At 50.8% G+C, this 20018-nt stretch carries 24 protein-coding genes; 14 read left to right on the forward strand and 10 right to left on the reverse strand.

Translation table 11 applies throughout. The annotated features are described in order from the left end of the window. Positions 1-15: 15 nt before the first annotated feature. On the forward strand, positions 16-1065 hold the full coding sequence (gene hypE / locus IOQ59_RS08930; protein ID WP_193952932.1) for a hydrogenase expression/formation protein HypE: 1050 nt from the start codon (positions 16-18) through the stop codon (positions 1063-1065). A 409-nt stretch (positions 1066-1474) separates the two neighbouring features. On the opposite strand, the gene IOQ59_RS08935 is transcribed toward hypE, so the two are convergent. Then, complete coding sequence (locus IOQ59_RS08935; RefSeq protein ID WP_193952933.1) at positions 1475-2050, reverse strand: HupE/UreJ family protein; 576 nt, start codon at positions 2048-2050, stop codon at positions 1475-1477. 571 nt (positions 2051-2621) lie between these two features. Between IOQ59_RS08935 and speD the strand changes: the two genes are divergently transcribed. Both speD and IOQ59_RS08945 read left to right on the forward strand, forming a co-directional pair. After that, the gene (gene speD / locus IOQ59_RS08940) at positions 2622-3437 is read left to right on the forward strand and encodes an adenosylmethionine decarboxylase (RefSeq protein ID WP_193952934.1); all 816 of its coding nucleotides are present in this window, start codon (positions 2622-2624) and stop codon (positions 3435-3437) included. Positions 3438-3550: 113 nt separating this feature from the next. After that, positions 3551-3772, forward strand: a complete 222-nt coding sequence (locus IOQ59_RS08945) for an acetyltransferase (RefSeq protein ID WP_193952935.1) — start codon at positions 3551-3553, stop codon at positions 3770-3772. Positions 3773-3814: 42 nt separating this feature from the next. Here IOQ59_RS08945 and IOQ59_RS08950 read toward each other — a convergent pair whose 3' ends face one another. Next, positions 3815-4228, reverse strand: coding sequence for a DUF4399 domain-containing protein (locus tag IOQ59_RS08950; RefSeq protein ID WP_193952936.1), 414 nt, complete (start codon positions 4226-4228; stop codon positions 3815-3817). 14 nt (positions 4229-4242) lie between these two features. Continuing rightward, positions 4243-4617, reverse strand: a complete 375-nt coding sequence (locus IOQ59_RS08955) for a hypothetical protein (protein ID WP_193952937.1) — start codon at positions 4615-4617, stop codon at positions 4243-4245. 181 nt (positions 4618-4798) lie between these two features. On the opposite strand from IOQ59_RS08955, the gene IOQ59_RS08960 reads away from it, so the two are divergent. Beyond that, positions 4799-5245 carry a flavodoxin gene (locus tag IOQ59_RS08960; protein WP_193952938.1) on the forward strand — a complete coding sequence of 149 codons (447 nt, stop codon included), beginning with the start codon at positions 4799-4801 and terminating at the stop codon, positions 5243-5245. A 71-nt stretch (positions 5246-5316) separates the two neighbouring features. Here IOQ59_RS08960 and nfsA read toward each other — a convergent pair whose 3' ends face one another. From nfsA to IOQ59_RS08980, 4 genes are all read right to left on the reverse strand, one after another. Then, positions 5317-6054, reverse strand: coding sequence for an oxygen-insensitive NADPH nitroreductase (gene nfsA / locus IOQ59_RS08965; RefSeq protein WP_193952939.1), 738 nt, complete (start codon positions 6052-6054; stop codon positions 5317-5319). 96 nt (positions 6055-6150) lie between these two features. Continuing rightward, entirely contained in the window at positions 6151-6735 is a 585-nt protein-coding gene (locus IOQ59_RS08970; protein ID WP_193952940.1) for an alpha-ketoglutarate-dependent dioxygenase AlkB family protein, read from the reverse strand. A gap of 12 nt (positions 6736-6747) precedes the next feature. Next, positions 6748-7632: a ribose-phosphate pyrophosphokinase gene (locus IOQ59_RS08975; RefSeq protein ID WP_193952941.1), complete on the reverse strand. Its 885-nt coding sequence runs from the start codon at positions 7630-7632 to the stop codon at positions 6748-6750. Continuing rightward, complete coding sequence (locus IOQ59_RS08980; RefSeq protein WP_193952942.1) at positions 7613-9160, reverse strand: thymidine phosphorylase family protein; 1548 nt, start codon at positions 9158-9160, stop codon at positions 7613-7615. Before IOQ59_RS08980 ends, IOQ59_RS08975 begins: the two co-directional genes overlap by 20 nt. A 128-nt stretch (positions 9161-9288) precedes the next feature. Here IOQ59_RS08980 and IOQ59_RS08985 point away from each other — a divergent pair, with 128 nt between their 5' ends. The 6 genes from IOQ59_RS08985 to IOQ59_RS09010 all read left to right on the forward strand — a co-directional run bounded on the left by IOQ59_RS08985 (position 9289) and on the right by IOQ59_RS09010 (position 14471). After that, complete coding sequence (locus IOQ59_RS08985; RefSeq protein WP_193952943.1) at positions 9289-9633, forward strand: 4a-hydroxytetrahydrobiopterin dehydratase; 345 nt, start codon at positions 9289-9291, stop codon at positions 9631-9633. A 110-nt stretch (positions 9634-9743) separates the two neighbouring features. Beyond that, positions 9744-10598 carry a formyltetrahydrofolate deformylase gene (purU, locus tag IOQ59_RS08990; RefSeq protein ID WP_193952944.1) on the forward strand — a complete coding sequence of 285 codons (855 nt, stop codon included), beginning with the start codon at positions 9744-9746 and terminating at the stop codon, positions 10596-10598. Between the two features lie 114 nt (positions 10599-10712). After that, the gene (locus tag IOQ59_RS08995; protein ID WP_193952945.1) at positions 10713-11120 is read left to right on the forward strand and encodes a CBS domain-containing protein; all 408 of its coding nucleotides are present in this window, start codon (positions 10713-10715) and stop codon (positions 11118-11120) included. Positions 11121-11192: 72 nt separating this feature from the next. Further along, the gene (locus IOQ59_RS09000) at positions 11193-12176 is read left to right on the forward strand and encodes a DnaT-like ssDNA-binding domain-containing protein (RefSeq protein ID WP_193952946.1); all 984 of its coding nucleotides are present in this window, start codon (positions 11193-11195) and stop codon (positions 12174-12176) included. Beyond that, positions 12094-12912 (forward strand): replication protein P, encoded by an 819-nt coding sequence (locus IOQ59_RS09005; protein ID WP_228050796.1) that lies wholly within the window; start codon positions 12094-12096, stop codon positions 12910-12912. The genes IOQ59_RS09000 and IOQ59_RS09005 overlap by 83 nt, the downstream gene beginning before the upstream one ends. A gap of 317 nt (positions 12913-13229) precedes the next feature. Beyond that, positions 13230-14471: an NYN domain-containing protein gene (locus tag IOQ59_RS09010; RefSeq protein ID WP_193952947.1), complete on the forward strand. Its 1242-nt coding sequence runs from the start codon at positions 13230-13232 to the stop codon at positions 14469-14471. A gap of 90 nt (positions 14472-14561) precedes the next feature. On the opposite strand, the gene IOQ59_RS09015 is transcribed toward IOQ59_RS09010, so the two are convergent. Then, on the reverse strand, positions 14562-15614 hold the full coding sequence (locus IOQ59_RS09015; RefSeq protein WP_193952948.1) for a DUF3549 family protein: 1053 nt from the start codon (positions 15612-15614) through the stop codon (positions 14562-14564). A 267-nt stretch (positions 15615-15881) separates the two neighbouring features. On the opposite strand from IOQ59_RS09015, the gene IOQ59_RS09020 reads away from it, so the two are divergent. Genes IOQ59_RS09020 through IOQ59_RS09035 form a run of 4 tightly spaced genes read left to right on the forward strand, consistent with a single transcriptional unit; the run spans position 15882 to position 18160 of the window. After that, positions 15882-16583 carry a DUF1538 domain-containing protein gene (locus IOQ59_RS09020; protein ID WP_193953003.1) on the forward strand — a complete coding sequence of 234 codons (702 nt, stop codon included), beginning with the start codon at positions 15882-15884 and terminating at the stop codon, positions 16581-16583. Beyond that, positions 16583-17380 (forward strand): DUF1538 domain-containing protein, encoded by a 798-nt coding sequence (locus IOQ59_RS09025; protein WP_193952949.1) that lies wholly within the window; start codon positions 16583-16585, stop codon positions 17378-17380. Before IOQ59_RS09020 ends, IOQ59_RS09025 begins: the two co-directional genes overlap by 1 nt. A 34-nt stretch (positions 17381-17414) precedes the next feature. Then, positions 17415-17765, forward strand: coding sequence for a P-II family nitrogen regulator (locus tag IOQ59_RS09030; protein WP_193952950.1), 351 nt, complete (start codon positions 17415-17417; stop codon positions 17763-17765). After that, positions 17762-18160 carry a CBS domain-containing protein gene (locus tag IOQ59_RS09035; protein ID WP_193952951.1) on the forward strand — a complete coding sequence of 133 codons (399 nt, stop codon included), beginning with the start codon at positions 17762-17764 and terminating at the stop codon, positions 18158-18160. Before IOQ59_RS09030 ends, IOQ59_RS09035 begins: the two co-directional genes overlap by 4 nt. Positions 18161-18262: 102 nt before the next feature. On the opposite strand, the gene IOQ59_RS09040 is transcribed toward IOQ59_RS09035, so the two are convergent. Continuing rightward, positions 18263-18589, reverse strand: a complete 327-nt coding sequence (locus tag IOQ59_RS09040) for a YqcC family protein (protein ID WP_193952952.1) — start codon at positions 18587-18589, stop codon at positions 18263-18265. Then, the gene (locus tag IOQ59_RS09045; RefSeq protein WP_193952953.1) at positions 18589-19941 is read right to left on the reverse strand and encodes a class II 3-deoxy-7-phosphoheptulonate synthase; all 1353 of its coding nucleotides are present in this window, start codon (positions 19939-19941) and stop codon (positions 18589-18591) included. The genes IOQ59_RS09040 and IOQ59_RS09045 overlap by 1 nt, the downstream gene beginning before the upstream one ends. Positions 19942-20018 lie beyond the last annotated feature (77 nt).

Below are 20018 nucleotides of genomic sequence, written 5' to 3' on the forward strand. Positions count from 1 at the left end.
TGAAGAGTAGATGTAATGACAAAACCGCAACGACGTACATTGAAAGCTTCCACTATCACCATGGCCCACGGTGCGGGTGGTAAAGCGATGCGTGATCTGATTGAAGATGTGTTTGTGGGCACGTTTGACAACGAGAATCTCAATAAACTGGAAGATCAGGCGCGCTTTGAGCTGGCTGAATTGCAGGCTCAAGGTCAGAAACTGGCGTTTACGACTGACAGTTATGTGGTCGATCCTGTGGAGTTCTGTGGCGGTGATATCGGCACGCTCGCGGTGAATGGCACTGTGAATGATCTGGCAGTATCGGGTGCTATTCCTAAGTACCTCTCCTGCGGCATGATTCTTGAGGAAGGTCTGGAAGTTAGTTTGTTGCGTCGTATCGTAGCCTCTATGCGTCAGGCGGCTGATGAAGCTGGCGTCACCATCGTAACCGGTGATACAAAGGTGGTGCCCAAGGGTAAGGGTGACAAGATCTTTATCAATACGACGGGTATTGGCGTGATCGCTGAAGGCGTCAATATCTCGGCAGAAAACTGCAAGCCGGGCGATAAAGTGATCGTCAACGGTTTTGTCGGTGATCACGGTGCGGCCATCCTGAACGCCCGTGGTGATCTGGCGCTTGACGTGGAGTTAGCCACCGACTGCCAGCCCTTGCATGGTTTGATGCAGGCGATGCTGGAAGTGTGTCCGGAACTGCATGCGGTGCGTGACGCCTCCCGTGGCGGGGTAGCAACCGTGCTGAATGAATTTGCAGAATCGTCCGAAGTGTCGATCCGTCTGTTCGAAAACAAAATTCCGGTACGCGACGAAGTCCGTGGTGTCTGTGAAATTCTCGGCTTGGATGCGCTTTACTTCGCCAACGAAGGCAAACTGGTGGTCGTTGTTCCAGCTGAAAAAACGGACGCGGTGCTCGAAGTGATGAAAGCGCATCCCGCTGGACAAGGTTCGGCCATTATCGGTGAGGTGCTGGAGGGTTATGCCGGGCGTGTGCTGGTACAGACTGGCTTCGGTGGCGAACGCATTCTCGATATGCTGGTGGGCGAACAACTACCGCGTATCTGCTGATACAGGTGGTTCTTCGCTCGTATCCCTATTTTTCTATCGGACTTTTCTGTCCGGTTCAAGGTCCGCTGCCCCCGGAGGCAAACCTTCTGGCAGTCGGCTCTGCGTAGCTGCAGGAGCCGGGGGCGGCACTTCTATTGGTTTCTACTCACCTCAAACGTTAAACCAGCTCCGATCTGACGTCTGACATACCTGATCGACCGTTAGCTTTTGAGGCTGGAGTGAAGAATCTGTAGCAGAGGTACTAATCGCTCATGCAGAGATGTGTGTGGGTGTTTTAGGGCGGAGGGCTTAAGCGGAGGGATAAAAAAAGTCGGGCTAAGGGGCCCGACCAAGGAGTGGGTGACAAAGCGTCAGAAATGCACCCTGCGTCAGAGGCTTAACCTTGGGGACCTGAGCAGGGTCAGAGTGATCAGGCTGCCAGCAATGTGGCGCCTGCAGCAGCGATTGCCAGACCAGCCAATTTGGCCAGTGCTGGCAGTTGGGTTTTTACGGTGTTTGCTGCCATACCACCGCAAAGGTGAAGCATCAGGCTAGAGCCGAGGAAGCCTGCTGCGAACAAGGTCATTGAGGAAGTCGCCGCTTCAGCGCCATGGGCGTAGCCGTGGAACAGTGCGAATCCACCGCTCAGGCCCAGCGCAACAGCTGTAGGCAGACGTGCCGCTGTGGCAATCAGCAGGCCGAGCATGAGTACCGAGGTGGCAATGCCCGCTTCAACAATGGGCAGGTTAAATGCAGTCTGTCCCAGCATAAAGCCCGCTATCAGTACCAGCATGAATACCATTGGGATCTGGAGACGTAGCTTGTTTTTCTGCATGGCTGCCCAGAACCCAACCGCCAGCATCGCCAACAGGTGATCGACACCAACCAGCGGGTGAACCAAACCGCTTAGCAGGCTGCTGTGTTCAGCAACAGATGCGGTATGGGCAAACGCGGGGGTGGAGGAGAGTGCCAGCAGGGAGGCAGCGGTGGCTACTTTTAGCTTCATATCGGTCTACCTTTTTATTTTGGTATTCGTTCAGCACTTAACGCGGGTGAAGGTTAAATGCTTTTATAGATGAAATATTGATAGCAAGCTTGATGCCAGAAATTCAGGTAGCGGTGAGGGGTATGCGCAAGCGCTTATCAGTCGGGGCTTTGCGGCGAATACAGATACCGCGATACTTGTACGTGACGTGAGCTGCAACGGTATTAGTGGAAAGTGATTTACCACTTCAGCAGCAAACTGAACGTTCAGCTTTGTATGCGTTTGGGTGTAGGTGTTGCGAGGCGTTCCGGTGACGGTGAGAGGAAAAGTAGGGTTGATCTGAATCTCTGGATGAAAGTGTTTCATATTGCACTGAAAAGTTAATAAGTTGCGGCTAAAAAGCGCTAACTTTCTAATCTTTGAGCGGCTAAAATTTTCTTTGTGTTTGCAGCGTTCTGCTCTACAATTCGCCCATCAAAAATAGTGTTTTTATGCCGTGATTAAAGAGCCTTTTGAACTCGCTCCAAAGTCTATAGCTGAGCAGGTTCACAGGTTTCTAACGCATTGATTTTAGTACTGGAGAGCACCCGAGTTGGCATCAAACGGTAAAATTAAACTGCAGGGCTTTAATAACCTGACTAAAAGCCTGAGCTTCTGTATTTATGATGTTTGCTACGCAAAAACTGCGGAGCAAAAAGCAGAGTACATCGAGTATATCGATGAGCAGTACAACGCTGACCGTCTGACAGAAATTCTGACAGAGGTATGTGACATTATTGGCGCTAACGTGCTGAACGTAGCGCGTCAGGATTACGAGCCGCAAGGGGCCAGTGTCACCATTTTGGTCGCTGAAGAGCCGATTAAAGATGCGGAGAATGTTGACCAGACTGAGAAGCCGGGTCCGCTGCCTGATTCCGTGGTAGCACACCTGGATAAAAGCCATATCTGTGTGCATACCTACCCGGAAGCACATCCGGATAATGGTATCTGTACCTTCCGTGCGGATATTGAAGTCTCCACGTGCGGGATTATTTCTCCGCTGAAAGCCCTGAATTACCTGATCCATAAACTGGAATCCGATATCGTCACCATCGATTATCGCGTGCGTGGTTTTACCCGTGACGTCGACGGTGTGAAACATTACATCGATCACGATATCAACTCCATCCAGAACTTCATTAGTGATGATATTTGTGATCTGTACAGCATGGTGGACGTGAACGTTTATCAGGAGAATATCTTCCACACGAAAATGATGCTGAACGATTACGATCTGGATCAGTACCTGTTTGGCGCGACCAAGGAAGATCTGACCGGAAAAGAGGTCAAAGAGATCACAGATCGTCTGTTCAAGGAGATGCGTGAAATATTCTACGGCCGGAATCAGCCGGACATGCCTGCCGGTTAAGCCTTCTTGTCCAGGACAATAAAAAAACGCGGCTCTGTCCGCGTTTTTTTATGCCTGCTTTTTGACGTTAGCTCCTAAACTTGTAGGTAATACTGCAACACGCGGGGTGAATCATGTTTCTGAAAGAGCGTAAATATGGCCATTTGATTGAAGTGGTAGAGCTAACGGATCTGTTTGATCCTTATCAATCACGGCTGATAGGACGTTGCCATTACGGTGAGGAGTTGCAGGAAGCGGAACAGTACGCGAAACAAGAGCTGTCATTTCCGTCAGGTGAAGATCTGCCGAAATGCTGGATTGATCCTCACTATCGGGATCATGAACTGGTGCGCTGATTGCTCAGCGCGTTCCAGCTCAGCGCATACTTTTATGGCTGGTTACTTCACCTCTATGGTTATCGGGTCCGATACCACCGGTGGGTTATGTGGTTTATGCAGGTGATCCCCCAAAATCAGTTGCAGGGTATGTTTTCCGGGCGACAGGGTGAGGGTGGTTTCGGTTTGGCCTCCGCCAAAGTGTTTTACCTCGGCCCCCAAGGGTTGATCGAGTGGCGGCAGTGATTCCATATCGATCAATAGATGGTGATGTCCGGTGTTTTCTTTCTCTATCCCTGCGGGTGATACGCCCATTCCTTTGAGGCCAAATATCACGGTAAACGTTGTAGAGACGGTTTCCCCGTTGCTAGGTGACACGATATAGGCTTTGGCAGCACTGTGGCCGTCGGCCAGTGCGGCGGCAGAGATTAAGCCACTTAGAACAAGTGTTATGCTGTTCGCAATCAGTCTGTTCATAGGGTCTTCCAGTTTTATTTGGTTGCCGACTTTAACTTAGTTGATTGTTGTGTCGTGTTATTAAACGCAGGGTGCAGCTTTTCCAGCTTACGTTTAGCTGCCAGATAACGTGGTGTTGGCCCAACATCTTCATAGACCGGATCACCATCCTCTACCCGGATCACTTTGCTGCCCTGGCGATAGGGCATTGAGGCTTCAACTTCCTGTAAAACTGTATGCAGTAGAGCGGTGATCAACTCACTCTGCTCCATATCAAAGACATCAGCCAGTGCCTGCAATCGGATTAAATCGTCATCACTGATTGGAAAGGAAACCTCCGATACGCGTGATTTGTGATGGGCTTTTGTTTCGAGCTCTTCCAGCAGACGAGAGACATGTAAATTGGCCATATCGACCTCCGTTCCGGGAATCATGAAAAAAGGATAGTTGAGGTGCGGGGAGTTTGCTTCGAACCTAGCGCGGCATAAGTTACGTAGCTGCGAAAGCCCCCATTAAACAGAGGTTTTTTTCGTGAGGGAATTTCATTAGAATTGGCGCTCATTTTTTAAGCAGATTGTAAGGTTTTACTCGATGGCGAATATCAAGGTGCTGGTAGGCTCTACCTACGGTAATGCGAAGCAGGTAGCGGATGATTGTGCTGATCAGCTAAACGGTCTTGGTCACAACACCGTCGTTCTGGAAGATCCGGAGCTGGACGAAGTGGTTGCAGAGGAAACAGACGTTTTGTTGGTGTGCACTGCAACCATCGGTCTGGGCGAAATTCCTAACAATCTGATGCCGCTGTACGCGAAGCTGAAAGACAACACGCCGCTGATGCCGGAAAAACGCTACGGTGTTATCTCTCTGGGCGATAGCGGTTACCAGAACTTTGCCAATGCAGGCAAGCAGATGGACGAGCTGATGCAGGAGCTGCAGGTGCAGCGTGTTGGCGAGCCACTGGTGATCGATGCCTGTGAAACTGAAGATCAGGAAGAAGCTGCAAGCGAATGGGTGAGCGGCTGGGCTGCTCAGCTGTAAACGCTAAGCGCAGAAATAAAAAAGCCTGAGCAATGCTCGGGCTTTTTTGTGGGCGTTAAATAGGTGAAAGCTTACTTTAATAAGAAACCGCGTTCTTGCAGGAACGGCAGCATGTGAGGGCGAGACTCTTTCACCAGCATGCCGGAGATCTGTTCACTCCAGCTCATATCTTTAGTGCCGCCGGTACGGGTCTTATAGTAATCGCGTACATGGGCATCGTAGTCGGTGATCAGGCCGCGATCGGCTTCGTCATCGTATACGTCTTGTTTTAGCACGACGTTCACGGGTAAGCGTGGTTTAACCTCAGGATCTTGTGCCGGATAACCCAGACAGAGACCAAACACCGGATACACCATATCCGGCAACTGCAACAGATCAGCTACTTCGGCGATCTTATTACGCAGTCCACCAATATACACGGTACCTAAGCCGAGTGATTCAGCCGCAACGACCAGATTTTGCGAGAACAGAGCGGTGTCCAAAGATGCGGTGATGAACTGTTCAGTGAAGCCCGACTGCATCTGCGCATCATGCATATCACAGGTGAGCTGGTGGCGTTTCATGTCGGCACAGAACACCAAAAACACAGGTGCTGCAGCAACGTATGGCTGACCACCGGCACAGGCTGCCAGTTTCTCGCGGGTGTTTGGATTGCTGACCTGAATAACGGTACAGGCCTGAATAAAGCTGGATGTAGCCGCTGCCTGACCCGCTTCGACCAGTGTTTCAACGGTCGTTTGTTCCACCGGCTGGTCGGTGAACTGGCGGATGGAGCGGTGTGACTTGAGTAGATCGATAACGGCGTTCATACGTTGGGCTCTGCTTAGTAATTCGGAGATGGCAGAAACCTTAGCAAGTTAATTATCTGCTGAATAGTCATCTCATGTGTAGGTTTTATCCTTCTTTCAGCGCACTTGTCTGAAGGTCAGATTTATTCGCGGCTGGCGGGGCTTTTGAGTCCGTGGAACACTGTGTTGCCAGAAATGCTGTAACTCGCCGCTCATCAATAGCAGAGAGCCGTGTTCGAGTACCAGTTCCTGCTTGGTCGCGTGGTTGTCTTTACGGCGCAATAGAAAGCGTCTTGCTTCCCCAAGGCTGATCGATGCGATGACCGGGTTTTCTCCAAGCTCCGCTTCATCGTCGCTGTGCCACCCCATACTGTCCAGACCATCACGGTAGAGGTTCATCAATACGGCATTAAATGAGCCGTATCCAAGTGCTTCAAGTTGTTCCCGAAGGCATTGTATCGCCGGATGCCATGCTGCTGCATCCAGACACAGATTGGAGTACCGGTATGTGATACCCGGTTCGCCCTGGAAGCACTGCAGACGGGGGATTGGATGTTTCTTCCCAAACAGTTGGATACGATCCTGTTGCCAGTGAATCTCTTCACTGAGAGCTTTCAAAAGCTGATCTGCCTCGGTTGCCTGTAAAAAGTGGCTATCGTAGTCCAGTGTACCGTTTGGCAGATCAGTGTGTACGTTGGTCATTTCGGGGGGGATTCATCTCAGGAGTTGTTCTTTGACTGCATGGGCTAGCGCTTCGGCAATTTCAATTTTATTACTAGGGTGCGGAATGCAGCTGGTGGTGATGACTTTTGCCACGTCCGAAAGTTGTTCATAGGCATTGCGTGAAAAAAGCCCGTGCACTCCGATGCAATAAGGTTGTTGTAGTCCGGCGTTTCTAAGGTGGGTAACGGTTTCCTGCATGGTCCGGCCACTGGAAATAATATCATCCACCAATACCGGCGTATGTGAATGCCAATTCTCGACCTCGGGCAGGGTTACTTCGACGTCGTAATCGCCGTGGCGAACTTTTTGTAGCACCTGAAATGGAGCATTGGCCAACTGAGCAACCTGTGAAACCCATTGCTCACTTTCGCTGTCTGGTCCGATGAGCAAAGGCTGGCTGACATTGAGCTTAATCCATTCGGCAATGAGCGGTGCTGCCGGAACAACGTGCGTAGGGATACTGTAGATCTCATCCAAACTGTTGTAACGATGCAAATGAGGGTCCACTGTGATCAGCCAATCCAGAGCATCCGAGAGCAGGCGGGCATAGGGGCGGGAGCTGACACACTCGCCCGGTTGGAAACGTTTATCCTGACGCATGTAAGCCAGGTAAGGTGTGATCAAACCAATCTGTTGGGCACCGAGTTCACGCAGGGTATCGATTAGAAATAACAGGCGTAGGGTCTTTTCATCGGGGCGGTTGAGGTTGCAGAAAATAACGACATCTCGCCCTTCGCACGCATTCAGCACGCGCAGATAGCTTTCACCATCGGGAAAGCGACGTTGATCGAGCTGTCCTGTCTCTGCCTGCAGCGTGTTACCAAGCCTGGTTGCCAGTGCGGCATCTGAGTCGAGATTAAAGAGCAGTGGCTGCATCGCAGGCCTCCTTGTCTGTACTGACCTGAACCGTCTCTTCATGGGCTTCCAGATATTCGACGGCGTAATTCAGTTCGCCCACGCTTTCCGCATGGATCGTAAGCAACGGCTGATTTGGGCGCACCTGGTCACCCAGTTTGACGTGTATCTCAACCCCGGCGGCCAGATCGGCAGGGGCTCCTGCCAGTTTGGCGACTTGTGAGAGTCTGCGGTTATCTACGCTCTGGACCCAGCCCTGCTGATGCGCGATCAGTTCAAAGCGATAGGGTGCGATAGGGGGTTCGCGAAGGCCGCCCTGGGCTTCACAGATTTTCTTGAACTTGTTCCAGGCCTTGCCTGTTTCTATCAGTTCACGTGAACGTTTACGACCTTCCCCTTTAGGCATGTCGGTCGCCATCTCCAGCATGGCTCCGGCCAGTTCTATCGCGCGGGCTTTCAGGTCGCTTGGGGCGTCGGCGGTATTCTGTAGTACGGCAAGAATATCGCGTGCCTCCAACGCGGGACCGATACCCACGCCGACCGGCTGGCGGCCATCACTGAACATAATGTCGATGGTCAGGCCCAGTGCGTTGGCCACTTTTCGGAAGCTATCAGCTAATTTATCCGCCGACTTTTGACTGCGTACTTTTGCGGTCGGGCCAACGGGCATATCAATAAGTACATGGGTGGCACCGGCTGCGATTTTTTTTGATAGCACTGAGGCGATCAGCTGACCTTCACTATCAATATCCAGTACACGTTCCACTTTGATCAGCAGGTCATCGGCGGGGGAAAGACGAACGGAACCGCCCCAGGCTAAACAGCCACCGTTTTCACACACCACTTGTTTCATCTCATCCAGTGATAGGGAAACATTGGTCAGGGTTTCCATCGTATCCGCTGTACCGGCGGGTGATGTGATTGCGCGGGATGAGGTTTTCGGAACGGTCAGTCCGCTGGCGGCAAGTATAGACACAACAATCGGTGTAGTACGGTTACCGGGTAGGCCGCCAACACAGTGTTTATCCAGCACAATGGGTAGCCCCCAGCTGATTGTACTGCCGGAATTCACCATCGCTTCGGTCAGATCGGTGATCTCACGATTGTTCATGTTGTCGTTGCCGCAGGCAGTGATGAATGCCGCCAGATGAATATCGGCGTAACGCCCGCTAACGATATCGTCGATGATCTCCCGATACTGTTCCTGTTTCAGCGTATGGCCATAGACCTTGGCACGAATGTGAGAGATTGAGCCGATCGGTGGCGGGTGGGAGGCCCAAATGCTATCCCCTTCCTCCAGCTCCAGTTTCTTCCAGGCGGATTCCGATAAGCCTATTTCTCCGCCGTGCAGCAGCTCGCCGGTGATGATATTCAATGTGGCGATCACGTGAGAGTGCTCAGTGCGCACTAAAACACGGGAAAGCGCTGAAAAGCCTTCTGATTTACAGACTGCACTGTCTGCACGCAGGTAAATAGTAAGCTCCTGTTGTGTGTCCAGACCGAGGCGGCGGGCTTTGAGGGGTGTCATCCTTTCTGGTATGAAAATCATATAAGTACCTCCCGATCAGGTCAGTATAAGTGACTGTATCTGATACTGTAATCAGCTTATTGATCAAGCTCAGGCGAATTTCGATCAGACGGCTATGCTTTCATAAGTGAATCCTAGGAGGATGGGCTGTGAGTGAATTAATAGATGAATCGTGCAGCGCGTGCCGTGTTGGGGCGCCACAGGTAGGTGAAAAGGAGAGCCGTGAATTACTGTTACAAATCCCGGATTGGGCCATTGTGACGTTAAAGGAGGTTCCTCAACTCAAACGTGAGTACAAATTCGGCAATTTTGTTGATGCACAGGGCTTTTGTAACAAAGTGGCGGACATGGCCGAGTCCTTTAATCACCACCCGGAAATTACCTTCGGTTGGGGGTATGCGCGCCTGACCTGGTATACCCATAAGATCCACGGGTTGCATCGTAATGATTTTGTTTGTGCAGCAAAAAGTGATCAGTTATTCAACGAATCCTGATGCCGTTATTTCATCCTTGCTGAAAACTGCAGCCCGCTGAATAGTGCTGCGTGCAACAGGCTGATAGAATAGCCGCAATTTCAGCGTAGTGGTGTGGAGACGAAGGACAGATGGAACGCAGATTCAGACTGGTATTGGCCTGCCCGGACCGGGTAGGTATCGTCGCGATGGTCAGTAACTTTATTTCCAGTCATGGTGGTTCGATTTCAGATGCTAACCAGCATTCAGATCCCAGCACCGGATGGTTTTTCATGCGGGTTGAGATCAGAGCGAAGTCTCTATCCTTTTCTCTGGAAGAACTGAAAAACGCGTTCGCGCCAATTGCCCAGTCATTTAATATGCGTTGGGAAATTCATGATTCCGAGCGTCCGAAGAAAGTGATCCTCATGGCGAGCCGGGAGTCCCACTGCCTGGCTGATCTGCTTTATCGATACCATGAAGGGGAGCTGGACTGTGAGATCCCTTGTGTCATCTCTAATCACGATGACCTGCGCAGCATGGTGGAGTGGCACAATATTCCGTATTTCCATGTGCCTGTGGATAAAGCGAACAAGGCGGAGCATTTCTCCCGTGTGAGTGAGTTGATTCACGAACACGAAGCGGACTCGGTCGTCCTCGCGCGTTATATGCAGATTCTGCCGTCTGATGTATGTGAGCAGTATCAGCATCGCATCATCAACATCCATCACAGTTTCCTGCCGTCGTTCGCGGGTGCTAAGCCTTATCATCAGGCGCATGAGCGTGGTGTTAAACTGATTGGTGCAACCTGTCACTATGTGACTGAAGATTTGGATGCCGGTCCGATCATTGACCAGGACGTGATCCGTATCAGCCATCAGGACCAGCCGGAAGATATGGTGCGCTTGGGACGTGATGTGGAGAAGACCGTGCTGGCCCGTGGTTTACGCTGGCATCTGCAGGATCGTATCTTGGTTCAGGGCAATAAAACGGTCGTATTTAACTAAAGTATGGCTTTTCGCGTTGCGAGTCGGCGGGGATTGGTATAAAGATAAGGATAAGGGCTGGGTTCAACACCCATGATGTTGTCTCTGGGGACAGCCCACCAAGGAGGAAAAACAATGCTGCGATCTGTAAAAGCTCAGGATTACATGTGTGAAAAGCTTGTGACTTTCACACCTGAAACAGACCTGTTTGATGCCATAAATCAGCTTATCGAATACGGTATTACCGGGGCTCCGGTGATTGATCGTCATGGCAAGTTGGTTGGTCTGTTATCTGAAGCTGACTGTCTGCGTGCAATCCTCACACTGACCTATCATGAAGAAGAGATGGGTGGTGTTGTTGGTGATTACATGGTGGAAGAGGTACACACCGTTAACTACGATGCTGATATCATCATGGTTGCGGAAGAGTTTATTAATAATGGTCGTCGTCGTTTGCCCGTTGTAAACGGAGACAAGGTGATCGGACAGATCAGCCGACGTGATATATTGCGTGCAGTTGAGACGTTCGCACAAGACGGCTGAGTATATACGCTGTGTTTCCAGAGGCCGCAGCTTAGTCTGCGGCCTTCTTATTTTTAGGGTATTAAACTGCTGATGGGTTATCAGATTCCGGAACAACCTTTGTTGATTTACCCTTCTCTGGCTGAGCGATTCGGTCTGGAAGAGGCGTTGTTGCTGGGTATTTACCATCAGCTGTCACAGCGTACGGGTTTGCGCCTGCGTTCTGGGCAACGTGAGATTAAGCTAGATGCCCACAGTTGGCGGCAACTGGTTCCGTTCTGGTCGCAGGATCAGTTGGCGATGGTGACCAATAGCCTGGTTGAACAGGGTGCCATTGACGCCAGCCTCAGCAAAACGCTGGTAAAAATTGTCCTGTTGCAAGACGATCAGCCAGCGGCTGCTGTACCTGTAATCCCAGAGACCTCAGAGCAAGTAGTAGAGCGAGACTCAAAGCCTGCGTCAGAGGTTGAGGTGGTCAGTCGCTTAAGCGTGATGGATCAGCCTCCGCCATTGGTGGATGCACCGCCTTTGGGGATGGCGACGCCACCGACCCAGCCGATTCCGCCTGAGATGCCTCCTGTATCGGAGCCACCTGTTGCGACTCAGGCTCCGTCACGGCGACAACCGCCGCGTCAAACGACTCAATCGCGTACACCCGCGCCTGCTTTTGGTGGCAGTACGGGCTGGCGGCGTCACAAAAGTGAGCTACAGGTGATTTTTGAACAGCATGAAGAGCGAAATCAGCATCTTCATGCCATGTTCCTGGGATGGCAGCCATCATCTAACTTCTTCGAGTTGCTGGCACGACAAGGTATTAGTGAAGAATTTGCCCGTGAATCGATTGATGAATTTGTGCTTTACTGGGTGAATAAGGACCGTCGTGAAACCAGCTGGGATCAGAAGTTCCTGGGATGGGTTAAACGGGAATGGGTCAAGAAACAAACACGCGATGGACGTGAACAGCGTCAGGCACAGCAACAGACAGGCTTTAACCATGAAAACTCCCGCAGAGATACTCGCGAAAACCGAAAACGGGTTACCCAAGCCATCATGGACATCAAGGACACCGACTGGTAACGCGCAGGCACAGGTTTCTCAGCAGCAATCAGAACAGCCGCAGCAGCAACCCATCAGCAACGAAACCAAAGTGCTGGTGAACATGATCTTTGCTCGCTTTATGGCGATTTATGGTCACAAGTTCAAAAGCTGTTTCGAAACACAGAATGAACTTAGCCTAGCAAAACGGGAATGGGCACTTAGTCTGCGTGGTTTTGGTGAGCCTGAGCTGGTCATTGCGATTGATCGGTGTAAAGAAACCTTGGCGTGGATGCCATCCGTGTCAGAATTTCTAGCTATTTTACGTGAAGTGAAAGGTGATGACGGCTTGCCTGCCGCCCGTAACGCATATATTGAAGCTTGTATGCATGCCGACCGCCCATCGAAACATAACTGGAGCCATCCCGCGGTGTACCAGGCGGGTAAGGCAACCGGCTGGTTCCGTCTGCGTAGTGAAGATGAATCCCAGGTTGTGGGGGATTTTAACTATCACTATCAGGTGATGTGCCGACGCGCACGAGATGGCGAGAATCTCGACCAGCAAGTTCCGGTGGCGCTTGAAGACAAGAGCGATAATACGCTGGTGGACTTTATCCAGCGTTGGGGTGAGGAACAGGAGCTGGAGCCTCAGGTTGCCGCGAAGTTACTTTATTATCTAACAAAACCCAAAGGCAGTACGACCCGTGCACGTTTCCAGCAGATCGCACAGCAAGATGCGGATCAATTGGGGATTCAACTGCCGCAGGACTATCAGTAATTACAGCCCTCTGCCGCGTTTGCCAGAGGGAACAGACTTTCACCGGCTCTGATCTGGTAGTTGTCACAAAAATACCGCATTATCACTGACCTCGTCTGACTTTCAGACATTCTTACGCGTTGCTGTTACCTGATCTCTTCCATAGCTTGTATTTCTGTCGATCGTTATTTTATCGATGAAGTTGGCGTATGGCTGTGAGGGTAATGTTATCCCTGAAGATACAGATAGCTCCTCCGGTTGATGAACAAGGAGAGGTGGATCTATAGCGATATCTTTTGGATTTGTCAGCGTACCGTTTATCAATAGGAACTGATTAAATGGAACAGAAAGAACGTATCGCATTATTTATAGACTTAGATAACCTTGTTGGTTTTTGCCTTGATGATGGCTTACCCATTGATATAAAGGGCGAAATCAAAAAACTTGAAGAACACGGCCGTATCAGCATTCGCCGTTCATTCGGGGATATTGTCAAACTGCCGATGGCGTTTGATAAGAAGCAGGAACTGCGTCAGATGTTGCAGGCCAATCTGGTGCAACATGAGGATATTCCTCACTACAACAATTACAAAAACACGGCAGATATTCGCTTAGCTATTGATGCGCTATCGACAGCCTATACCCACCCCGATATTAATTACTTCGCGGTCATTGCGAATGATCGCGACTTTATGCCGCTGTTTGCCAAGCTTAAAGAGATCGGTAAAACCGTCATCGGGATCGGCAGCACCAGCGACTCAGTCGGGGAGTTGTATAAAAGCGCCTGCGATATTTTTTACTATCACGATGAGTTGGGTCAGCAGAAACCGAAAATTGAAAAGCGCTCAGTGAGCAGCGAGCAGGATGTGATCAACCTGTTGCTGGAGACGGTGGAATATCTTGAAAGCGAAGAGAAAAAACCGCTAGGTGCGACGATTGTCCCTGAGATGAAAGCACGCGCTGACCTGGATTTTAAGAACTACTCCTATGGCTCTTTCCGTGGCTTCTGCGAGATGTTGGAAGGACGCGGTATCATTTCCACTGTACCGCAAGGCGGCGATGTTATTGTCTCGATTGTTGATCAGTCAGGGGCTTTGGATACCGGGGCTGTTGCGCTGCGTGCCAGCGGCTTACTGAATGATTACATGGAGTTCGTCAAAAGTGTCTTTAAGCTGAGGGCCGACCTTCCTGACCACGAGCAGCGCTTGGAGATCTATCAGAAGGCAGACGAACTTCTGGCAGAAAATCCGGATGGGGTGTCGCTTAAAGAGCTATCAAAAGACGTCACGGCAGCATTAGGGCTGGAAAATGGTGAGCAGACTGCGGTGTATAAGATCATCTACACCTTGTATCGCTCTGAGTGTTTCTTGGCTGAGCGTACTGAAGACAGCTACAACCCTCAGATACTGCACAGCATTGTCAGCCACGAAGATATGGAGAAGAACTTGATCAAACGGCTGATCATTCTATTCCGTAAGCATAATCCCGAGCGTGAATTTAATGCACATAAGTGGTCGGAAATGTTCGTGGGCAACACGTCGTTTTCACGGCTGATCAAGTTTGTGTACAACTACGAATAGATCGGATCAAAAATAGAGACACAAAAAACGGCGGGATCGTAAAGATGCCGCCGTTTTTGTCTCTGATCACTTCAGAGGTAGCTCAGGCATCTAGCTTAGGTTACCGCCAAACATCTGACCGATTGCTTCAGAGAGCTTTTCACTACGATCCGGGTTACGGAATACGTGAAGGATCAAGGCGCGCAGGTCGGGCATAAACATCAGGTCTGCCAGAATGCGTGAGAACCCAACCTGACCGGATTTACCTGCGGCCAACGCTTCAAGGTAGGGCTTGAGCAGTTCTGGAAACCGCAGGCTGATGCTGCAGCGGGTTGCGATTGCGGCCAGTACTTCCGCTTCCTGCGCATGTGGTGTTGCTAAAACCGCCAGCAACAAGTCACGCTTCGCTTCTTCGTTGTGGGCGTTGGAGATGCCTCGAATCTGGGCCGCCACGTGATTGGCGGTGGTCGCGTCATCCTGCAGGCTGACGAGCATCCGCTTGCTCAGTGCGGCAAACAGTTTGTGATCGGGCTCGATGTTTTCCAGACAGGTACAGAGCACTTCATACGGCTCTGGTGGCAGCTGTGCGATCGCAGCAGCCATGATTTCACTGTTACGCCCTTTTTCATGACGGATCACCAGATCAGCAATGCCCTGATAGCCGAGAGCCTGCCACTGGTCAAAACCCATCTGTCCGGCAAAGTATTGCTGTGAGTATTCGTAATACTGGGATGCGGGCTGCCCAATCGCCAAAGTCGCGTGGGCGTGGAAGATCGCCATCTTTTCCTGTTCTGGTTTGAAGGAAAACGGATTGTCCTGCAATGCATCTTTCTTCGCGCTATCGCTATCGCCTGACATCATATTGCTGATGTTCTGGAAGAGACGGTTCATGAAGTCATCACGTGCAGCCTGAACCAGATAGCCCTGCTCATCCAGTGGCAGTTTAAGGAACCAGACCACGTTCTGATCCTTAAGCTTCGGATTCCACATCAACAGTGCGATCCATGCATGGTGCATAAAAGGCGCTGGATAAGGGACCTGTGCCTGTTCCACTTTGTTAAAGGTTTCGGCTGAAATTTTGCTGACCCGGCGCCCCATATCAAAGATACGCAGCTGGGTATCGGATTGGCGCAAAAACTCAACAAGGGATGGAATGTCGGACATGATCGGATCTCGGTAAAGATTTCTTAAACGCGGCCGATTTTACCAGTCGTGCGGCGCAAGCGACAGCGCTACCTTGGCAGGACAAGAAGCCGTCCAGAGGTCTCGTATCGCAAAGGTTTGTGGCGTGTTTTAAATCAGTATCTTTTTGTGCACATTTTTTGCAACAAAAGTGTAAACCAGATAACCTAACCTTAGGTTTTAAAAGGTTATATTTAATAGGGAGTTAAAGGGCTCTTGAACAGCTCTCTTCTAGCATTAGGACGCTCGATGGTTGGTAGTCTGCGAGACTTGGCACCGATCATTCTAGTCATTGGTTTCTTTCAGGTTTTCGTTCTACAGCAAAGCGTTCCCGACCTCGTCGGATTGATCGTAGGTTTGCTGTGCGTGGTCGCCGGCCTGACTTTTTTCATCTACGGACTTGAGATGGGTTTGTTCCCCATTGGCGAATCCATGGCCAACGCCTTTGCGCGGAAAGGCAGTGTCTTCTGGCTGCTGCTCTTTGCGTTTTGCTTGGGGTTTGGGACCACGGTGGCTGAACCGGCGCTCATAGCGGTCGCTGACGAAGCGGCCAAGGTGGCGTCGGTGGGTGGGATGATTGTCGATTCGGATGAATCCCGCAGTAGTTACGCGAACGGTTTGCGCTTCACTGTTGCCTTCTCCGTTGGTCTGGCGATTGTTCTGGGTGTGTTGCGAATCCTCAAGGGTTGGTCGATTCAGTACATGATTATCGCCGGTTATATGATGGTGGTGATTATGACGATGTTTGCACCGCGTGAGATTATCGGTATTGCTTACGACTCCGGTGGCGTAACCACATCAACAATTACCGTACCTCTGGTCACGGCATTGGGTGTGGGTTTGGCGTCGTCTATTGAAGGTCGTAATCCAATGATCGATGGTTTTGGATTAATTGCCTTTGCATCGCTGACTCCCATGATATTTGTCATGGCTTACGGGATGGTGATCTGATGGAATTCATTCTGCAACTGATCGATATTACGCTCACCACCATCAAGGATGTAATTCCGATTGCAGCGATTATTTTCGGCTTCCAGCTGTTTGTAATCCGTCGCCCGATACCGAATTTGAAACGTGTATTAATCGGTTTTGCCTATGTGATTTTTGGTCTGGCTTTGTTCCTGCTTGGTTTGGATAAGGCGCTGTTTCCCATTGGCCGTCTGATGGCCGAGCAGCTGACAAATCCTGACTTCATTAGTCAGTGGAGTGACTCTGTACCGGGACAATTGCACTGGAAAGATTACTATTGGGTCTTTCTGTTTGCCTTCCTGATTGGTGCGAGTACAACCATTGCTGAGCCGTCTTTGATCGCTGTTGCGATCAAAGCAAACGAAGTGTCCGGTGGCGCTATTGGTGTCTGGGGATTACGTATTGCGGTAGCACTGGGTGTTGCCGTTGGGATCTCGCTGGGAACCTGGCGAATTGTCACTGGTTATCCGATTCACTGGTTCATTATTTCAGGCTATATCGTGGTGGTTATCCAGACGATATGGGCGCCGAAGATGATTGTGCCACTGGCCTATGACTCGGGCGGTGTAACCACTTCGACGGTCACCGTACCGCTTGTTGCGGCCCTGGGGTTGGGGCTGGCGGAAACAGTGCCGGGACGTAGTGCACTGATCGATGGTTTTGGTTTGATTGCTTTTGCAAGTCTGTTCCCGATGATCACGGTGATGGGCTATGCACAAATTACTGAATGGTCGGCGAAACGTAGCAGTAAAAAAGAACGTGAAACTGCTGAAGTCTGATCAGTACCTTGATACGTAAAAACGGAGAATTGCCGTGCATTTCAAACTGTTAGTGGTATTTGTAGAAGATACCAAAACAGATCAGGTCATGAAGGCTGCACGAGAGGCTGGAGCCACTGGTGCAACCGTAATCACCAATGCTCGTGGTGAAGGCGTGAAAAAAACCAAAACGTTTTTTGGTTTGTCATTGGAAACTCAGCGTGATGTCCTGCTGTTTATCACCGAAGAGCATCTCAGTCGGAAAATTCTGGAAACGATTGCTGAGGTTGCTGGATTTGATGAAGCGCCAGGGCGTGGTATTGCGATTCAGTTAGATGTCGAAGATGCGGTAGGTGTTGCGCACCAAATCGAGACACTGACCAACGTGGTAGAGGAAGAGATATGAGCGGCAAAAAAGAGGTCGTACGCGTTAAGGATGTAATGACTCAGGACTATGCGATGGTTGATGGTCTGGTGACGATTAAAGAGGCACTGGATCTGTTCAAGCAGAAGTCCGTTTCTGTTCTGCTAATCAACAAACGTCATGAAGACGATGAATACGGTATCCTTTTGTTGTCTGATATTGCAAAAGAAGTGGTCGCTAAAGATCGTGCGCCAGAGCGGGTGAACGTCTATGAAGTGATGGCGAAGCCAGTGCTATCTGTCGAGGCGCGTATGGATGTACGCTACTGTGCCCGGATGTTTGATAACTTTGGCTTAGCATCTGCACCGGTGATCGACAACGGTCAGGTGATGGGTGTTGTGGGTTACAACGATATCGTGCTGAAAGGCCTGATCTGATCTTTGATTTTCTGCTATAAAAAAGCGGACCTTCACCTTATGTTTGCAGTGAAAAGTCCGCTTCTCTCATCAATGATACCGGCGCAACATTTGCGCAGTGTCTTAATGTCGTACGTTTAATGCATCGTCCAGCGCTTTGATCAGCTCAAGCAGCTGATCTGTCTTCGCCTCAATTCGCTTAAAGGCTTCTTCTGCCATCGCATGCATATTGCTGTTCTGTGGTAGGGATATATTCTGTTCAATCATTGTTTGCAGACGCGGAAGCATTAACCACTGTACCCACTCCGTAAACATCAGTGTATCCACACAAAACGGCTGCTGGCTGCTCAGGGCTTCAGCTGAAGGCGATGTTTCGGCCCACAGCTGCTGCGACTGCATTTCAGACTGAATCGAGCTCAGAAGGGCGCCGACGCGTGCGTTCCGATCCATTACTTACCCCGTGCTTCCTTCAGCGTGTCAGCAATCAGGAACGCAAGTTCCAGTGCCTGCTCACCGTTCAAGCGTGGATCGCAGTGAGTGTGATAACGATCCGCAAGGCCTTCTTCAGTGATCTGGTACGCGCCGCCAATGCACTCGGTAACGTTCTGTCCGGTCATCTCAAAGTGTACGCCACCGGCATAGGTGCCTTCTGCGCGATGTACCTGGAAGAAACCTTTCATCTCTTTCAGGATGGAATCGACGCTACGGGTTTTGTAGCCGGAGGAAGCCTTAATCGTATTGCCGTGCATCGGATCTGAGCTCCAGACCACATTGCGTCCTTCCTCTTTAACAGCACGGACCAGAGGCGGCAGCATGGTTTCGATGTTCTCTGCACCCATACGAGCGATCAGTGTCAGACGGCCAGGTGTGTTATCCGGATTCAGGATATCGATCAGGCGGATCAGGTCCTCTCTGGAGGTACTTGGGCCGACTTTTACACCTACCGGGTTCTGTACACCGCGCAGGAACTCAACGTGAGCGTGATCCGTCTGGCGGGTGCGGTCGCCGATCCACAGCATATGAGCAGAGCAGTCGTACCACTGATTGGTGATGCTGTCCTGACGTGTCAGCGCCTCTTCATAACCCAGCAGAAGGGCTTCGTGAGAGGTGTACAGGCTGGTCTCATGGATCTGAGGGGTGGTACCTGCATTCAGGCCGCATGCTTCCATAAATGCCAGTGCCTGATCAATCTGACCGGCCAGATTTTGGTATTTTTCACCCAGTGGGCTCTTTTCAACGAAACCAAGGTTCCACTGGTGTACCTGATTCAGATCGGCAAAGCCGCCCTGAGCGAATGCGCGCAGCAGGTTCAGAGTGGAAGCAGACTGGTGGTAGGCCTGTAGAAGGCGCTCAGGGTCCGGTGCTCGGGAGCCCGCGGTGAAGTTGATGTCGTTGACAATATCGCCTCGGTAGCTTGGCAGTTCAATGCCGTTGCTTGTCTCCATACCTGAGGAGCGTGGTTTAGCAAACTGGCCCGCCATGCGGCCAATTTTTACCACCGGGCAGCTACCCGCAAACGTCAGTACCACTGCCATTTGCAGCATGACCTGAAACGTGTCACGAATCTTATTCGCATTAAACTCTGCAAAACTTTCCGCACAGTCGCCACCCTGAAGTAGAAAGGCGTTACCGTTTGCGACCTCTGCCAGTTGTGATTGCAGGGCGCGAATTTCACCGGCAAACACCAGAGGAGGCATTTCTGTCAGTGTCTGTTCGACCTGCTTGAGGGCAGCCTGATCCGGATAGTCCGGTTGCTGGACGATTGGATGGTTACGCCAGCTGTTCGGGGTCCAGTTTTGCATGTTGAGTCCTGAGAATTTCGTAAGTTAAGGGCGACAGTGTAAGGCAATGCATTAAAGAAACAAGAGGACGATTTTCC

The organism is Pontibacterium sinense (assembly GCF_015209595.1).
GTDB lineage: Bacteria > Pseudomonadota > Gammaproteobacteria > Pseudomonadales > Balneatricaceae > Pontibacterium > Pontibacterium sinense.

Excerpts from the sequence above, each read along its gene's own strand:
- IOQ59_RS09025 (WP_193952949.1), top strand. The coding sequence starts at position 16,583 with ATGGAATTCATTCTGCAACTGATCGATATTACGCTCACCACCATCAAG.
- IOQ59_RS08955 (WP_193952937.1), bottom strand. The coding sequence starts at position 4,617 with ATGGCCAATTTACATGTCTCTCGTCTGCTGGAAGAGCTCGAAACAAAA.
- IOQ59_RS08950 (WP_193952936.1), bottom strand. The coding sequence starts at position 4,228 with ATGAACAGACTGATTGCGAACAGCATAACACTTGTTCTAAGTGGCTTA.
- IOQ59_RS08975 (WP_193952941.1), bottom strand. The coding sequence starts at position 7,632 with ATGCAGCCACTGCTCTTTAATCTCGACTCAGATGCCGCACTGGCAACC.
- IOQ59_RS08935 (WP_193952933.1), bottom strand. The coding sequence starts at position 2,050 with ATGAAGCTAAAAGTAGCCACCGCTGCCTCCCTGCTGGCACTCTCCTCC.
- IOQ59_RS08995 (WP_193952945.1), top strand. The coding sequence starts at position 10,713 with ATGCTGCGATCTGTAAAAGCTCAGGATTACATGTGTGAAAAGCTTGTG.
- IOQ59_RS09020 (WP_193953003.1), top strand. The coding sequence starts at position 15,882 with ATGGTTGGTAGTCTGCGAGACTTGGCACCGATCATTCTAGTCATTGGT.
- IOQ59_RS08960 (WP_193952938.1), top strand. The coding sequence starts at position 4,799 with ATGGCGAATATCAAGGTGCTGGTAGGCTCTACCTACGGTAATGCGAAG.
- IOQ59_RS09010 (WP_193952947.1), top strand. The coding sequence starts at position 13,230 with ATGGAACAGAAAGAACGTATCGCATTATTTATAGACTTAGATAACCTT.
- IOQ59_RS08970 (WP_193952940.1), bottom strand. The coding sequence starts at position 6,735 with ATGACCAACGTACACACTGATCTGCCAAACGGTACACTGGACTACGAT.
- IOQ59_RS09000 (WP_193952946.1), top strand. The coding sequence starts at position 11,193 with ATGGGTTATCAGATTCCGGAACAACCTTTGTTGATTTACCCTTCTCTG.
- hypE (WP_193952932.1), top strand. The coding sequence starts at position 16 with ATGACAAAACCGCAACGACGTACATTGAAAGCTTCCACTATCACCATG.
- purU (WP_193952944.1), top strand. The coding sequence starts at position 9,744 with ATGGAACGCAGATTCAGACTGGTATTGGCCTGCCCGGACCGGGTAGGT.
- IOQ59_RS09005 (WP_228050796.1), top strand. The coding sequence starts at position 12,094 with ATGAAAACTCCCGCAGAGATACTCGCGAAAACCGAAAACGGGTTACCC.
- nfsA (WP_193952939.1), bottom strand. The coding sequence starts at position 6,054 with ATGAACGCCGTTATCGATCTACTCAAGTCACACCGCTCCATCCGCCAG.
- IOQ59_RS09045 (WP_193952953.1), bottom strand. The coding sequence starts at position 19,941 with ATGCAAAACTGGACCCCGAACAGCTGGCGTAACCATCCAATCGTCCAG.
- IOQ59_RS09035 (WP_193952951.1), top strand. The coding sequence starts at position 17,762 with ATGAGCGGCAAAAAAGAGGTCGTACGCGTTAAGGATGTAATGACTCAG.
- IOQ59_RS09015 (WP_193952948.1), bottom strand. The coding sequence starts at position 15,614 with ATGTCCGACATTCCATCCCTTGTTGAGTTTTTGCGCCAATCCGATACC.
- IOQ59_RS08980 (WP_193952942.1), bottom strand. The coding sequence starts at position 9,160 with ATGATTTTCATACCAGAAAGGATGACACCCCTCAAAGCCCGCCGCCTC.
- IOQ59_RS08945 (WP_193952935.1), top strand. The coding sequence starts at position 3,551 with ATGTTTCTGAAAGAGCGTAAATATGGCCATTTGATTGAAGTGGTAGAG.
- IOQ59_RS09040 (WP_193952952.1), bottom strand. The coding sequence starts at position 18,589 with ATGGATCGGAACGCACGCGTCGGCGCCCTTCTGAGCTCGATTCAGTCT.